Origin of the sequence: Nonomuraea antimicrobica (assembly GCF_039536965.1) — a bacterium.
GTDB lineage: Bacteria > Actinomycetota > Actinomycetes > Streptosporangiales > Streptosporangiaceae > Nonomuraea > Nonomuraea antimicrobica.
Map to the genome: position 1 here is coordinate 41780 of NZ_BAAAZP010000099.1, position 15216 is coordinate 56995.

15 protein-coding genes are annotated in these 15216 nt (G+C 70.2%); 4 read left to right on the top strand and 11 right to left on the bottom strand.

Annotation, left to right across the window (positions count from 1 at the left end):
- Positions 1-29: 29 nt before the first annotated feature.
- Positions 30-641: an NUDIX hydrolase gene (locus ABD844_RS27035; protein ID WP_344883750.1), complete on the top strand. Its 612-nt coding sequence runs from the start codon at positions 30-32 to the stop codon at positions 639-641.
- A 25-nt stretch (positions 642-666) separates the two neighbouring features.
- On the opposite strand, the gene ABD844_RS27040 is transcribed toward ABD844_RS27035, so the two are convergent.
- The 9 genes from ABD844_RS27040 to ABD844_RS27080 all read right to left on the bottom strand — a co-directional run bounded on the left by ABD844_RS27040 (position 667) and on the right by ABD844_RS27080 (position 10571).
- On the bottom strand, positions 667-3414 hold the full coding sequence (locus tag ABD844_RS27040) for a CDP-glycerol glycerophosphotransferase family protein (protein WP_344883753.1): 2748 nt from the start codon (positions 3412-3414) through the stop codon (positions 667-669).
- Between the two features lie 207 nt (positions 3415-3621).
- Entirely contained in the window at positions 3622-3936 is a 315-nt protein-coding gene (locus ABD844_RS27045) for an MGMT family protein (RefSeq protein WP_344883756.1), read from the bottom strand.
- The gene (locus ABD844_RS27050; RefSeq protein ID WP_344883759.1) at positions 3924-4283 is read right to left on the bottom strand and encodes a hypothetical protein; all 360 of its coding nucleotides are present in this window, start codon (positions 4281-4283) and stop codon (positions 3924-3926) included. Before ABD844_RS27050 ends, ABD844_RS27045 begins: the two co-directional genes overlap by 13 nt.
- Positions 4284-4340: 57 nt before the next feature.
- Complete coding sequence (locus tag ABD844_RS27055) at positions 4341-5495, bottom strand: S8 family serine peptidase (protein WP_344883762.1); 1155 nt, start codon at positions 5493-5495, stop codon at positions 4341-4343.
- The gene (locus tag ABD844_RS27060) at positions 5489-6391 is read right to left on the bottom strand and encodes a hypothetical protein (protein WP_344883765.1); all 903 of its coding nucleotides are present in this window, start codon (positions 6389-6391) and stop codon (positions 5489-5491) included. The genes ABD844_RS27055 and ABD844_RS27060 overlap by 7 nt, the downstream gene beginning before the upstream one ends.
- 56 nt (positions 6392-6447) lie before the next feature.
- The gene (locus ABD844_RS27065) at positions 6448-7656 is read right to left on the bottom strand and encodes a S8 family serine peptidase (protein ID WP_344883768.1); all 1209 of its coding nucleotides are present in this window, start codon (positions 7654-7656) and stop codon (positions 6448-6450) included.
- Positions 7657-7676: 20 nt separating this feature from the next.
- Positions 7677-8396, bottom strand: a complete 720-nt coding sequence (locus tag ABD844_RS27070; protein WP_344883771.1) for a hypothetical protein — start codon at positions 8394-8396, stop codon at positions 7677-7679.
- A gap of 46 nt (positions 8397-8442) precedes the next feature.
- A complete protein-coding gene (gene moeZ / locus ABD844_RS27075; RefSeq protein ID WP_344883774.1) occupies positions 8443-9624 on the bottom strand; it encodes an adenylyltransferase/sulfurtransferase MoeZ in 1182 nt (393 codons plus the stop codon).
- A 44-nt stretch (positions 9625-9668) separates the two neighbouring features.
- Positions 9669-10571, bottom strand: coding sequence for an alpha/beta fold hydrolase (locus ABD844_RS27080; protein WP_344883777.1), 903 nt, complete (start codon positions 10569-10571; stop codon positions 9669-9671).
- Positions 10572-11708: 1137 nt separating this feature from the next.
- Here ABD844_RS27080 and ABD844_RS27085 point away from each other — a divergent pair.
- Together ABD844_RS27085 and ABD844_RS27090 are read left to right on the top strand one after the other, a co-directional pair.
- On the top strand, positions 11709-12152 hold the full coding sequence (locus ABD844_RS27085; RefSeq protein WP_344883780.1) for a hypothetical protein: 444 nt from the start codon (positions 11709-11711) through the stop codon (positions 12150-12152).
- Between the two features lie 366 nt (positions 12153-12518).
- Positions 12519-12866 carry a hypothetical protein gene (locus ABD844_RS27090; RefSeq protein WP_344883783.1) on the top strand — a complete coding sequence of 116 codons (348 nt, stop codon included), beginning with the start codon at positions 12519-12521 and terminating at the stop codon, positions 12864-12866.
- An 856-nt stretch (positions 12867-13722) separates the two neighbouring features.
- On the opposite strand, the gene ABD844_RS27095 is transcribed toward ABD844_RS27090, so the two are convergent.
- Positions 13723-14055 carry a hypothetical protein gene (locus ABD844_RS27095; protein WP_344883786.1) on the bottom strand — a complete coding sequence of 111 codons (333 nt, stop codon included), beginning with the start codon at positions 14053-14055 and terminating at the stop codon, positions 13723-13725.
- Positions 14056-14331: 276 nt separating this feature from the next.
- Positions 14332-14685: a hypothetical protein gene (locus ABD844_RS27100; protein WP_344883789.1), complete on the bottom strand. Its 354-nt coding sequence runs from the start codon at positions 14683-14685 to the stop codon at positions 14332-14334.
- Positions 14686-15001: 316 nt separating this feature from the next.
- On the opposite strand from ABD844_RS27100, the gene ABD844_RS27105 reads away from it, so the two are divergent.
- Positions 15002-15216: hypothetical protein (locus ABD844_RS27105; protein WP_344883792.1), on the top strand; the 215-nt coding region annotated here is incomplete at its 3' end.

Genomic DNA, 15216 nt, shown 5'->3' on the forward strand with positions numbered 1-15216 from the left:
ACAGCTCGCCCTGCGCGGAGGTCGAACGCATGCGCTGGCAGGTCCACTCCGAGAAGTCCCTCTACCGTGACCCATGGCTGGACGTACGGGTGGCCGACGTCGAGCTGCCCGACGGAAGGCATCTCGATCACCGGCTTCTCCGTACCGCGCCGGGGGCGGGAGCCGTCGTCACCGACGGTCACGACCGGGTGCTGCTGATCTGGCGGCACCGCTTCATCACCGACAGTTGGGGCTGGGAGATCCCGCTCGGGCAGGTGGATGAGGGCGAGCAGCCACGGGACGCGGCGGCGCGCGAGGTCGAGGAGGAGACCGGCTGGCGGCCGGGCCCGCTCCGCCCGCTGATGTCGATCCAGCCGAGCAGCGGCATCTCCGACAGCCTGCACCACGTCTACCGGGCCGGCTCGGCCACGCACATCGGGCCGCCGTCGGACCCCTGGGAGGCCGAGCGGGTGGAGTGGGTGCACCTCTCCCGGGTCCGCAAGCTCGTCGACAACGGCGAGATCGTCTGCGCGACGAGCATCTCGGCGCTGCTCTACGTCCTCGTCGAGGACCTTCCCGACGGGGCCGTGCCCAAGGACCAGGACGGCTACGACCCCGCCAGGACGTACGCGCTGCCCGACGACCTGCCCGAGCTGTTCTGAGCCGGGCCGCCCGCCGAGCCGTGGGTCAGGAGAAGAGGCGGTCCACCACGCGGGCCGTCGCCTTGCCGTCGTCGCGCGGCGCGAACGTGGCCCGGAAGGCGTCGTAACGGTCGGCGTGCCGCGCCGCGACCTCGTCGATCGACCGCAGCGCCTCGATCACCTGCGCCGAGGTCGACAGCAGTGGGCCGGGCGCCAGCTCGGGCAGGTCGAGGTAGAGGCCCCGCTTGGTGGAGTATTTCGCCAGGTCGTAGCCGTAGAGCACGATCGGCTTGCCGGTGCAGGCGAAGTCGAACATGACCGAGGAGTAGTCGGTCACGAGCACGTCGGCCACGAGCAGCAGGTCGGCGATGTCGGGATAAGTGGTGACGTCGCGGGCGATGTCGGGGACGGCGGGCATGGCCTGCATCGGGTGAGCGCGTACGAGGATCTCGTGGTCGGCGCCCAGCGCCTGGCGGGCCTTGGCGAGGTCGAGCTTGACCATGGCGTTCTTGCGGTCGTAGTCGCGCCACGTGGGCGCGTACAGCACCACGCGCTTGCCCTCGGCCAGCCCCAGGCGCTCGCGCACGGCCTGCGCCAGGGAGTCGCGGTCGGGCGAGTTGAGCACGTCGTTGCGCGGCAGCCCGCTCTCCAGGATCTCGCCCTTGTAGCCGAACGCCTTGCGCAGCACCGGCGTGGCCCACGGCGACTGCGACAGGAGCAGGTCCCAGCCGCGCACCTCGGCCGCCTGGCGGTGCCAGATCGGCGGGCGGGGGTCGCGGTTCATGTGGGGCTGGTCGTTGCCGATGAGCTTGGCCGGCGTGCCGTGCCACGTCTGCAGCACGACCTGGTCCTCCCTGGCGCGGAACCAGGCGGGCAGGAACGAATTGGTGACGATGTGGCGGGACCTGGCCAGGACCTCGTGGTGCTCGCGGCTGCCCGCGCGGACGACGGTCGCGCCGCCGGGCGGCACGAAGGCGCCGTCCTTGACGACCCAGATGTGCTCGCTGTCGTCGCCCCTGCGCAGCCGCTCCTCGTAGATGGCGCGCACGCTGTCGGCGTAGAGGCGGCCGTCGTTGACGACGTAGACGGTGGCCTCGCGCAGCGCCTCGGTGCGCTGGGCCGGGTAGAAGACGCGGCGCAGCACGTGGGTGCCGGCCACCCCGCGCTCGTCGTTGGGCCTGGCCTCCTCCACCGTGATCACCGGCACGTCGAAGCGGGTCGAGATCATCCGGTAGATGTGGCCGCCGAGCGTGCGCGGCTCCTCATCGAGCCCCGCCAGGGCCGAGTGGTGCATCCGCAGCGGGACGATCTCGCCTGACGGGTGGCGCAGCGACAGGTTCCAGGTGCCGGAGGCCAGCGGCACGGCCTCGCCGAAGCGTTCCATGGACGCGGGCTCGACGCGTACGGAGAACTCCTCGCCGGAGCGCTCCATCGGCAGCCCGTAGGACAGCCCCGACCGGTGCCGCAACGTGAGCGTGCGCGACCCCGGGACGTCGGGGTAGTGGCCGCGCAGCACGAGCGCCTGCCCCTCCCAGACCGCCGAGGTGATCGCCGGGCGGATGCGGTGGGCGGAGATGACGACCCGGTCGCGGCGGTCGCCGAGCACGGTGATCTCGCGGTCGCCCACGGGCGCGCGGGTCTCCACCAGGTCGGCCAGCATGACGGAGGCCGCCGGGTCGCCCTTGGGCTCGACCCAGAGCCGGCGGCCGTCCTTCTCCTGCAGCAGGGCGGGCACGGCGAGCCCGACCAGCACCTGCGTGCCACCGCCCGACGGCGTGAAGTCGGCGGCGATGCGGTGGCCGCCCAACCGGGCGTGGCCCTTGGTGACCTGGCGGCCCGGCAGGAAGATCTTCAGTTCGAGGCGCTCGCCGTCGACGGACACGCCGGTCAGCTCGGCCCTGTTGGGCTGGAGCACGACCTGCAGCGCCCGGTCGGAGGTCCAGACAGGCCGGACCCACCAGCCCGGCTTCAGCTTGAGCCCGGCGGGGCGCTCGGGACGGCCGATCGAGGAGCCGCGCAGCAGGCCCGTGGCCCGCGCGCCCCGGCTCCAGAACACGATCTCGGCCCGCCAGGTGGTGGCGTCGGGCACGGAGGGACGGTGGCGCATGCGGCGGCGTACGGCGGAGACCACCCCGCGGACCCCGGCGCGCCAGCGCAGCGGCCACGGGCTCAGCTCCGCCGTGAAACCCGACCAGTCGTAGTTGCAGCCCGGCTCGCGCGCCCCGTGGGTGGCCTCGGGCGCCAGGACACGGCGGGTGCGCATGCGGATGGGCGGCAGCCAGCGCGGCCCGCGCAGCACCACGGTCGCCCAGTTGAACCGGCGGCTGCGCACCGAGAGCCCCGCCAGATAGGCGAACCCGCTCACGCGCAGCCTGCCGTCGACCCAGACGATGTCGTCGATGTGCGTCACCGGCACCAGGTCGGCACGCCGCAGGCGGTAGAGGCCGGGCGGCAGCTCGTCGCGGAAGGGCAGGTCGGCGTACCAGCGCAGGCCCTTGCGGATGCGCTTGGACGGCTCGGCCGCCGCGGCGACCACCGTGGCGAGCGTCTCGCCCTCGACCAGCTCGCCGTCGGGACGGTGCTCGATCAGGTGGCAGACGACCCGCCGCGCGACCGGCAGGTCGCGCTTGACCCGCGCGTCGACCGCCGCGAGGTAGGGGCGAACGAGGTCGAGCAGCTCACGCCGCCGCTCCGCGCCGCGCTTGACCGCGAGCTCGATGCGCGCGCCCAGAGGGCCGCTGAGCACCTCGGTGTCGAACGCCGCGTCGCGACCGCCGGGGCCGACCGCTCGCATGACCGCATCGAGAGGCTCGCCACGGTCGCAGAGATCCTGGACAGCCTTCAGGCGGTCGGCGAGCGAATCGCCGCCCTGGCTTCGGGCTGTGACGCCGGTGGCCATAGGGGAGGACCGCCTTTCGGGCCGCCATCAGTGTTCTGCCCATGGTAATGGGAGTCACATGTCACAGAATCGCCCGTTCAGCAAAAGCGCAGGTCGGACCGGTTACTGAAAATCGCCTGAACGCCCGTCCCAGCGGGCCCGGCGCATGTCCACGCGCTCGCCGCGCAACGGGGTGCCCTCCTCGCGCCAGTGGGCCAGGCAGCGTTGCAGGTGGTCAGGGGCCGCGCAGGTGCCGTCAGCGTGTACGACGCGCCACCACGGCACGCCCCCGCCCCAGACGGACATGACCTTGCCGACCTGCCGAGGGCCGCCCTCGCCGAGGTATTCGGCGATGTCGCCGTAGGCCATGACCTGGCCGGGCGGGATGCGTTCGACGACGTCGAGCACCCGCTCGGCGAAGGGGTTCAGGGGCTCCATGCCGCCGGGCCCGCATCGATGATCTCGTCGAACTTGCCGATCTCGAACACGCCGCCTCCCGAGGTGACCTCTATCACACCGTCGCGCAGCGCGTAGACCTCACCGTCCTCGCCCACGAGCCGGGCGCCCAGCGCGGCGGACAGGCGCAGGAGCTGGGCCACCTGCCAGTCGGAGCCCGGCTCGCCGATGAGCTGGCCCCGCCAGCGCGCCACGGGGTGCGTGCCGCCCGCGTGACCGGCCACGATCTCCTCCGACTCGCGCAGCTCGAAACCGGCCGGCGCGATGGCTCTCGCCAACTCCGCGAAGGCGAGCGGTGACTCCCGCACCACCCGCAGCTCGTATCCCATGACGGGGGACCATAGCGGATCTTCTCCCCAAGGGGGAACCTCTTCGCTGTCTTGCCGTTATGCCTGGTCCCTGCGCTGGTTGAGGACGATGATGGCGCCGCAGAACATGGTCAGCGCCACGAGCACGCCGCCTCCGTACAGCCACAGCCGCAGCGGGTCGGCGCCTGGCCGGGTCGGCACGGGTGAGTTCTCGCCCTGTCCGAAGTGCTCGGTTCCGGGCGTGACGCTGCGCTTGGCGCCGGTGAGCCGCTCGGCGGCGTTCAGCGCGGCGGCGGCGTCCACCACCCCGAAGCCGGTCTGGTCGTCGTAGCCGGTGGCGGGCCGTCCCCTGGCGCTGGCGGACAGGGCCTGGGCGACCTGCTCGGGCGGCAGGGCCGGGTAGCGCGCCTTGACGAGCGCGGCCACCCCGGCCACGAGCGCGGCGGCCGAGCTGGTGCCCTGCGACAGCTCGTAGCCGCTGCCGCGCTTGACCACGGGCACGTCCACGCCGGGCGCGGAGACCAGTACGGACAGGTTGTCGCTGCTGAACGTGGCCCGCTTGCCCTGCTTGTCGGTCGCCGCCACGCCGATCACCCCGGGGTAGCCGGCCGGGAAGCTCCAGTAGGAGGTGCCCTTGTCCTTGGCGTACTGGGTCTGGCCGTCGTTGCCCACGGCGGCGACCAGGACGACGCCCTTGCCGAGGGCGTAGGAGACGGCCTCGCGCTCCGACCTGAGCGGGCCGTAGGAGCCGATCGACATGCTGACGACTTGGGCGCCGTGGTTGGCGGCGTAGCGCAGGGCGCGGGCGAGCGGGCTCTCTGCCGCGTCGTCGCCCACCGGGGGCGGGACGCCCACGCCGGGCTCCTCGTCGATGACCATGGGCAGCGACAGGATGCGCGCGCCGGGCGCGACGCCGGTGAAGCCGTCGCCCTCGCCGGAGCCCGCGATGAGGCCCGCCATGGCGGTGCCGTGCCTGCCCGGCGGCAGCTCACGGGTGACGGTGCCCGAGGTCATGTCGGGGCCGGCGGTGACGCGGCCCTTCAGCTCCTTGACCGCGCCGTCCACGGCGCTGTCGACGACGGCGACCGTGACGCCCTCGCCCTTGGTGACCGACCACGCCTGCTCGATGTTGAGCGCGTCGAGCACCCACTGCTGCTGGTCCCTGACGGGGTCGGCGGCGGTGCCCGTGAAGGCGAGCAGCGCTGCCGTGATCGCGCGTACGGCGGTCAGCACACGTTCCCCTGGGTACAGGGCGGCACCTTCGGCGGGTCCGCCAGGAAGTAGGCGATCTGGTTGCCGACGGACTTGGCGGCCGGCCACAGCTCACTGTGCAGGATCTCCTCCGGCGGGACCGCGGCCCTGGTCCGCCCGTCGGCGTAGCCCGCCGTCGAGAACACCAGGTAAGGCCCCGCGCCCACCCAGCCGGTGCGCTGGCGCTGGTCGGGACCGAACCGCTCGCTGACCGTGCCGGGGAAGGCGACCGGCAGCACGCCCACGCGGTCGTCCTGGGTGAGCTCCTCGCCGGCCGACACCCTGGACTCCTCGTCCTTCAGCACGGCCACGCCGACCGTGATGACGAAGGCGGCGGTCTGGTCGACGTACGTGGCCCGCAGCATCGTCACGCAGCCGTGGCTGTCCAGCACCCCGGCCACGGAGGCGTCCACGCCCTTGCCGCAGTCGGTCTCGGGGGCGATGCCGACGCGCCTGGCGTACTGCTGGGCGCGGTCGAGCCCGAGGTATTTCACCTCGTCAGGAAAGACCCCGGTGACGGGCCAGGCCTGCCAGCGACGGGCGATCTCCTCGTCCTTGTACCGGTTCTGCTCGGCGGGGGTCAGCGGGCGCGAACGGGTCTCGGTGAACAGGCCGACCGTGCCGAACAGGACGACGACCGCCGACACGGCGACGATGACGCCGAGCAGCGCCACGAACATCCGCCGGTAACGGACGCCCTGCTGGAGAGCGACCTGCTCGGCCCGCTCCTTGGCGGCCGTGCGCCCGCGGGAGTTCGCCCCCGGCCAGGAGGGCACCCGTGAGCGGCGACCGGTGCCGGCGCCGAGCGGGTTCCGCCGGCCCTCCGGGGGCTCTCCCCCGGCGCGCGGTAGCCCTGTGGTCGACCTACGTCCCCTCACCACCGCCTCGTTCCCGTATTCGCGCTGTGTCTATTTCGTCCCCCTTGGGGGGCGGATCATGCGTCTTGCGAGATGTGTGCCCTACGTACGCGCCTGACCAGGACGAAGATGACGGCCAGGGACGCGAGCGCTCCGATCGCAGCCGCGGCGGCGACGGCCGCGGAGACCATGACGTGCCGCTCGTCCCTGACGACCACGTCGACCGGGCCCGCCTGGCCGCCCGCCAGCGGCAGCGCCGGGTCCTGCGCCTCGTCGCCGCCCGCGGCCTCGGTGTGACCGGCCAGCCGGGACGCCTGGGTCAGCGCCCTGGCGGCGTTGACGACGCCGAAGCCGGTGGCGGTGTCGTAGCCGCCCGGGGGCCGGTCGACGGCGCTGTCGGCCATGGCCCGCGCCACCAGCGGCGGCGACATGTCCGGATATCTAGCCTTAATGAGGGCGGCGATGCCCGACACCAGCGCGGTCGCCTGGGACGTGCCCCTGCCGACCCAGTACTCGTCGCCAGGCCCCGCGCCCATGATGTCCACGCCGGGCGCGGCCACCAGCACCGAGGAGTTCCAGTTGGAGAACGTGGCCCGCCGCAACCGCCGGTCGGTCGCCCCGACCGAGACCACGCCGGGGAAGGCGGCCGGGTAGGAGTAGGGCGCGTAGTCGCCGACGATCTTCCTGTCGCCCTCGTTGCCCGCGGCGGCGACCAGCACGACGCCCTTGGAGATGGCGTAGCGGATGGCCGCCCGCTCCTCCCGGGTCGCCAGCTCCTTGGAGATCGACATGTTGATCACGTCCGCCCCCTCGTCCACCGCGTAGCGGATGCCTCGGGCCACCACGTTCTCGAAGCGCTCGGCCGAGTTGAACTCCCGGAAACCCGGCTCCTCGTCCTCAAGGATGACCCTTACCGACAGTACGTCCGCTTCGGGCGCGACGCCGATGATCCCCCGTTTTCCCTGGGGCCCGTGCCCGTGCCCGGCGATCAGCGAGGCCATGTACGTGCCGTGCAGCCTGCTCGGAGTCACCCCCGGCGGGTTGGCGCCCTCGGTGAAGTCGCGGCCCACGCGTACCGAGCCGACGAGGTCGCGGTGACGCGGGTCGACGCCCGAGTCGAGCACGGCCACCGTCACCCCTGCGCCCTTGCTGACGCGCCACGCCTGGGTCAGGGCCAGCGTCTTGATCACCGCCTCCTGCCCGCCCCGTACGTCGTCGGCGTCCGCAGGAGGCGCGGTGAACAGCAGCGCGACGGCCACCGCGCCCACCACACCGCGTCTCAGCACGATCCTGCTCCTGCCCCCGCTCAGCACCGCCACTCCTGGGAGGCGCAGTCGGGCATGGCGGGCGCGCTCAGATCGGTCAGCACGCGCTCGGAGATCTCGGTGGCGAAGGCGAAGATGGTCGGGCGCGGCTCGCCCGTCCCCGCGGGCCGTCCTTCCACCTGTCCGGCCGTGGTGAGCACCAGGTACGGCCCCGCCTGCCGCACCGAACCGGCCTGCCGCACCGCGGGCGTGAACCGGTCGGCCACCGTGCCGCTGAAGGCCAGCGGGCGCAGGCCGGGCGACGGTTTGCCGGTGTCGTCGAAGGCGGACTTGGCGCGTACGGCGCCCGGCTCGTCACGCAACGCCACCACGCCGATCGTGACCAGCACCCCGCGCAGCGCGTCGATGTACGTGGCCCGCAGCACACCCCGGCAACCCGCCCTGCGCAGGGCCGCGACCGCCTTGGGGTCCACCGAGTCGCCGCCGCAGCCGGTGTCGGGGGAGATGCCGATCCGCTTGGCACGTTCCTGGCCGCCCTGCTCGGCGGAGTACGTCAGCGTGGCGGGGAAGATGCGGCCGGTGGGCCAGGTGCGCCAGCGCTCGGCCACCTCGCGCCGGGCGGCGGCGTGCAGCTCGGCCGTCGTGGGCCCGCGGGTCAGCTCGGTGCCCGCCGTGCTGCCCGCCACTCCGGCGGCCACCGCGCAGATCAGCGTCAGCGCGGAGGCCACCACGAGCGTGGGCCATGGGCGGGCGGAGTTCACCCCACCGACTTTAATAGGGGCGTCCGGGGAACATCCCCAGAAACCCCTAGTAGCTGGGCAGGCTGGGGTCCACGGTCTTGACCCAGCTCAGCACTCCGCCGCCGACGTGGACGGCGTCGGAGAAGCCGGCGTTCTTGACGATCGCGAGCGCCTCGGCCGAGCGCGCGCCCGACTTGCAGTGGAGCACGATCTTCTTGTCCTGCGGCAGCCGCTCCAGGGCCGAGCCGTTGAGGAACTCGCCCTTCGGGATCAGCGTGGCGCCGGGGATGGAGACGATCTCGTACTCGTTGGGCTCGCGGACGTCGACGACGTAGATGCTGTCGCCGCGGTCCATCATGCCCTTGAGCTCCTTCGCGGTGATGGTGGAGCCGCTGGCGGCCTCGGCGGCCTCATCCGAGATCGCGCCGCAGAACGCCTCGTAGTCTTCGAGGAGCTGCGTGACGGTCGGGTTTTTGCCGCACAGCACGCACTCGGGGTCTTTGCGGACCTTGACGTCGCGGTACTTCATCTCCAGGGCGTCGTAGATCATCAGCCGGCCGACCAGCGGGTCGCCGATGCCGGTCAGCAGCTTGATGGCCTCGTTGACCTGGATCGAGCCGATCGACGCGCACAGCACGCCCAGCACGCCGCCCTCGGCGCACGACGGCACCATGCCGGGGGGCGGGGGCTCGGGGTAGAGGCAGCGGTAGCACGGCCCGTGCTCGGCCCAGAACACGCTGGCCTGGCCGTCGAACCGGTAGATCGACCCCCAGACGTACGGCTTGCCGAGCAGCACCGCCGCGTCGTTCACCATGTAACGCGTGGCGAAGTTGTCGGTGCCGTCGACGATGAGGTCGTAACCGGAGAAGATCTCCATGACGTTGTCGGTCGTCAGCGCCGTGTTGTGGATCACGACGTCGACCAACGGGTTGATCTCGCGTACCGAGGCGGCGGCGCTCTCGGCCTTCAGCCTGCCCACGTCGGACTGGCCGTGGATGATCTGGCGCTGCAGGTTGGACTCATCGACCACGTCGAAGTCGATGATGCCGAGGGTGCCGACGCCCGCCGCCGCGAGGTACATCAGCGCGGGCGAGCCCAGGCCCCCGGCGCCCACACACAGCACCTTGGCGTTCTTCAGCCGCTTCTGCCCCGCCATGCCCACGTCGGGAATGATCAGGTGGCGTGAGTAGCGGCGCACTTCGTCGACGGTCAGCTCATCGGCCGGCTCGACCAGCGGTGGCAACGACACTTTCTACGCTCCCGTTTCCAGGGGGTCTCATCCTTGAGTGAAACCTAGCCGGGCAGTGGGGCATTCCCCAATCGCGTCTCACCGATCAGACGGCGTGCCTCGGCCGCCACGACCTGCGGCATCTCCATCATCGCGACGTGCCCCGCCGTCGGCAGCAGCACGAGCCTGACCTGCCGGAACGTACGGTACGCCTTTCTGGCCATGGCCGGGCGGACCAGGCGGTCGTGGCGCCCGTGGATGATGAGGGTGCTCGCCTCGACCTTGGCCGCCTGGTGCCAGAGGGTGTCCTCACCGCGGCGGAAATACTCCGACACGATGCCGCGGGTCGAGCCGACCATGGCCTCGCCCTCGTAGGGCAGGTCGTCGCGCCTGCGCTGCTCCTCGATGGCGTCGCGCAGGCGCTGGGGGTGCACGGTCTGCGCGTCGGCCCAGACCATGGCCATGGACGCGGTGATGCGCTGCTCGGCGGGCACCAGGCGGATCCGGGCCGCCACCCATTCGCCCAGCCTCGGCAGCGCGGCGGCGGCCACCCGGACGGGGCCCAGCCTGGGCAGCAGGTCGGGCAGGGCCGGAGAGATGAGCGTGAGCGAGCGCACCAGGTCGGGGCGGGTGGCGGCGACCCTGACGGCGATCGCGCCGCCGAGCGAGTTGCCGAACAGGTGCGCCGGCCCCGTGTGCTCCAGCAGGCCGATCACGGCCTTGGAGTGCGCGGCGACGGAGTAGTCGCCGTCGGCGGGAACGGGCGAGAAGCCGGAGCCCGGCAGGTCGATGGCGTGGCCGGTGACCGTGTCCTGCAACTCGCCCATGAGGTCGGTCCAGTTGGTGGCCGCCCCGGTCAGCCCGTGGACGAAGACCGCCTGCTCGGCGGGGCCCCGCTTGGGCGTGGATCGGACGTGGACCGAGCCGACCATGCGTCCCGGCCAGTGAGGGATCGGTTCAGCGATCATGGTGCTCCCCCTCGCTCCTCGAACGCCCACTTCCCCGTTCTCCAACATAGCCAGCGCCGTAGGGGTGGCTCTGAATTCCGTACAGGGGTGGTTATTTGCCTGTTTTCCCTGACAGAAGGATAGATACCTCTCCGAACTCGGCTCGACGCGCGCCCCCTCATCCGCCGCGCGGCGGCCTCCGGGGGAGAGCGGCCTTCGGGAGTCGCGAGCGGACCGGCGGGACGGAGATCGAGCGCAAAGGCCGCCCCTCCCGCAGCCTCCGCCACTCCTCACGCCTCTCGCTCCCACCACTCCGGCTGCTCCGGCCGCTCCGGTGCGACCCCTGCCCGGCGAGCCCGCGGGAGGCCGGGACGGTGGCTTGCCGTGGGAGATCAGGGGCTCGCCACCGGGGGTCTTGCGAGGCCGCTAACAAGCGGACATATCCGGATTTTTCAACCCAAAGAAATCTAGTCGATCTGATGACACGCCAACGGTGCGGCAAAAGCTCCCGCGCGCCGTTTACAGCCCGCACCCTCGGAAAGCATCACGGTACCCAACGTGACGTCAAGGACACTCACCGTTACCAGCAGAGGAACGTCCGACGCACGTCACCGACGGGGACAGCACAACACGGCAGGCAGTCAGTTCCTCAGGAGGCGGCTCACGCCGCTCTCCCACGCCGACGGCCGCCGCCACACCCGAAGCGACGCATCGCACCGCGAGCGCCGGCACGCGTCACCGTCACGGCGAACACGGCCGGACCCGGCGGTACGAGCAGCTTTTCCGGACCGGCGGCAGGGCATTTTCCTCCGCTCGCCGATTTTCGCATCCCGGGTCGATACCGCATGCACATTGACGTCGCCACCGGCGTACCTGTCCGGCGGCGAAGCGCGCGAAACCCCACCACCGCCCCCTCGGGCGCAGCTCCATTTGCTGCGCAATCGGACATATCCTCTCATTTCATTTGATAAATGTTTAATGGGAGCAATAAGATTGTTAATGTAGAGCAAAATGGAGTCGCATCTGTTTGCCCGACCATCCCCCCGGAAATGACGTTCAGCGGATGGACCTTCAGTAGCCGTCCAAGATCCGTTTCCTCGTAATCTGGAAACGCCGATAACGGGGCAATCGATCCTTTAGGGGGAAAAGACAATGCCCATGCTCAAGAGTGTTATCGCAGGCTTCGCCATCAGCACGGCGCTGACCGGCGGCATGGTGGCCGCGGCCCCGGCCAGCGCCACCACCCCGGTCAAGACCGCCACGCCCGTCATCACGAGCGACGACTTCGGCGACGGCGGCGACTTCGACGGCGGCTTCGACGGCGGCTTCGGCGGCTTCAACGACGGCGGCTTCGGCGGCTTCAACGATGGCGGCTTCAACGACGGCATCGGCTTTGGCCGGGGTGACGGCTTCGGCTTCGGCGGCAACCGGCAGTGCCGGCGCGGCGGCGGCGGCTGGGGTCGTCGTCACGGCGAGATCTGCGTCGTGGTCCGCAACCGCAACCACAACGACAACACGCCCCGCGAGCACCACCGCCACATCCGTCACCACCGCCACAACGACCGTCACCACCACCACCACAACCACCACAACCACCGGTAACTTGATCACGCATTTGATGGTGCAGGGAGTTCTTGAGGGCGGTCCGCTTTTCGCTCGCGGTTCGACCTGAGGTTTATTTCTCCTCGTCTCCAGGGCAATTCTGGTGAGGGCTCTCCCGGCAACTGCCGGGGAGCCCTCACTTCGTCGTTTCCCCGGCCGATCCCGTGTCGGGTTTTCGCGCTTGCCGACCCGACATTCGGGCCCTTATCCGGTGGCCCTCATGCGCCATGCCATAAGAATGTCTTGTGTCCGGCAAAACTGGACAATACTTGTTAGTTGGGCTTTGTGCGGGAATATCCCTTGTGTGGATGAATTGCTAGTCGTCATCCACAAACGGGGCAATCGATCCTTTAGGGGGAAACCGCAATGCCCAAGATCAAGAGTGTAATCGCAGGTCTCGCCTTCAGCACCGCACTGACCGGTGGTGCGGTCGCCGCAGGCGCCGCCACCACCACCGCCAGCGCAAGCGCAGCAACCCAGATCGGCGCCGGGACGTCCTTCGTCGCCGGACACGGCTGCTGGGGTACGCGTCGCTGCGGCGGCGGCTGGGGCTGGGGCCGCGGCAACCGGCACCACGGTGTCGGCCGGATCCGCATCATCATCATCAACGAGAACCACAACAACAACCGCCACGACAACCGGCACGACTTCCGCGACCGGCACGACTTCCGCAACCACGAGCGTGACTTCCACCACGATCGTGACGGATGGTAGAAGCTCCAGGCTGACGAGTCCGCCAACGCGATGAACTCCAGCCGTACTCACTGAGTGCCCGTGTTCACGGGGAAAGCGACGTCCGTCCTCCACGCCGAGGACGGACGTCCGCCCACCGGACACGGGCACTCAGCCTGTTTCATCCACCCCCATGACACCCCCACTCGAAGCCCTCACAGAACCTCGCCCCCACCCCCACTCGAACCCCCCACAGAGCCTCGCTCCCCACCTCCACCTCGAACGCCGTGCTCCCCTGCCCGCCCCCGTGGCACCGCAGTCGCCACCAGCAGCGCTTCGCCTCGGTACCCACCTGCTCGAACTCGGCCTCCCGCAAGGCGACGGCCCAACCGCTCAGTCGGGGTAGCCCTTCACCGGCCTGCCCTCACCGCCCGTCGCCCACGACCGGCCCGCACGCCCACACCGCCACCCACCACCGCCGATCGGCCGCCGCCGCCTTGGCCCTGCGCCCCCAAGCCCCACCGCTCCCCCGCTCGATCCCGGCTCCCCCGCCAGGACCCGGATAGAGGGACAGAGCCGCTGACAAGACCCGCCACTCCCCGCANNNNCGCACCCCGGACCCCGGACCCCGCGCCCCGTTGCGCCCGACCGGCGAGCCTGCCGCCACGTGCGGCGACGTGCCACAGAGCCGTCCATCCCCGGGCACGCAAAAACATCGAGTGCCCGTATTCGTTCGGTGGCGTAACGCCCGTCCTCGATGAGGGTGACGGACGCCGGCCCCGTGAATACGGGCACTCGACGCGTGTGCCTGGGGTCATCGCCGGATGGGCTCGTCAGCCCTGGCGGACTCCTCTCGTGCGCGGCGCATGCACCGCGCGCTCAGACAGCAGCGAACGACTTACCACTCGTCGTGGTCGTGGTCGTGGTCGTGGCGGTGGTGACGGAAGTCACGGTCGTGGTGACGGAAGCGGTGGTCGTTCCGGTTGTTGTTGATGTTGTTGTTGTGGACGATGACCCGGACCCGGTTGTTGTGCCGGTGCCCGCGGTTCCACCCCCAGCCACGGCCGCAGCGACGCCAGCCCCAGCAGTTCCCCGCGAGGACGGACGTACCGGCGCCGATCTGGGTGGCGGCGCTGGCGGCGGTGGTAGTAGCAGCACCGACCGCGACCAGGCCACCCGTCAGCGCGGTGCTGATGGTGAGGCCGGCAACAACAGTCTTGAGCTTGGGCATTGCGGTTTCCCCCTAAAGGATCGATTGCCCCGTTCGCGGATGATAACTAGCGATTCATCCGCACTATGGATATATCCCACCCAGAGAGCAACTAACGAGCATTGTCCGATTTTGCCCTATATTGGAAAGCCATTCCTCGCACCAGACTCCGGCCGTCGCCGAATGCCACAAACAACGAAGCGAGGGCCCCCGGCCTGCGCCGGAAGAGCCCTCGCTGAGTATTTGCCATGAAGACGCGGAGAGGAAGAATCCCCCACGCCGTCGATAACGGCGATGTCATCGAACGGTGTCCGTGCCCTCCGCCGGGTCGTGGTGGTCATGGTGGTGGTGGTCACGGTGGTGGTGGTTGCGGCGCTCGATGTTACGGAAATCGTGGAAACGGTGGTCGCGGTTACGGTTGATGTTGTCGTTGAAGACGTGCACCCTCACCCGCTGGTTGTGGTGCCGACGCCCCCAGCCGCCGCCGCAGCGACGCGAGCCCCAGCAGCCGGGCCCGGCGACGAAGGACGTGCCGGCGCCGACCTGGGTGGCGGCGCTGGCGGCGGTGGTCGTGGCACCGACCGCGACCGCACCACCGGTCAGCGCGGTGCCGACGGCGAGACCTGCGATAACACTCTTGAGCTTGGGCATTGCGTTTTCCCCCTAAAGGATCGATTGCCCCGTTATCGACGTTTCCGGATTACTCAGGAAACAGCCTTGGATGGCCCCCGAAGAGTCATCCACGAAGTGTCATTTCCGGCGGATCGACGGGCAAACAGCTACGACTCCATTTTGCTCTGCATTAACAATCTTATTGCTTGCATTAAACATTTATCCAATGAAATGGCACGAATTATCCTGATATGTCCTTTTTGGTCGCTCGGCACGGGCACCCCGCCCCCGCAGCGACGACAGAATCGGCCCGGCGGCCCTCGTTTCCACGAGCGGACGGGAGAGCAGGCCGAGAATGATTTACCGGGGCGCACAGGCCCCCGACGGCGACGGCCCGCACCACGCCAACGCGAACCCCATAGATCGTCCCGGCACCGGGCACGACGAACCCGCTGCCACCATCGGCCGTACGCCCACGCGCGCACACCCGGCCGGGCCATCGGCGTGCGAGGCGGACGAAGGGCACGACGAGGTGTGTCGGCGGCGCCCGGGAAACGGCTCGGCGGCCGC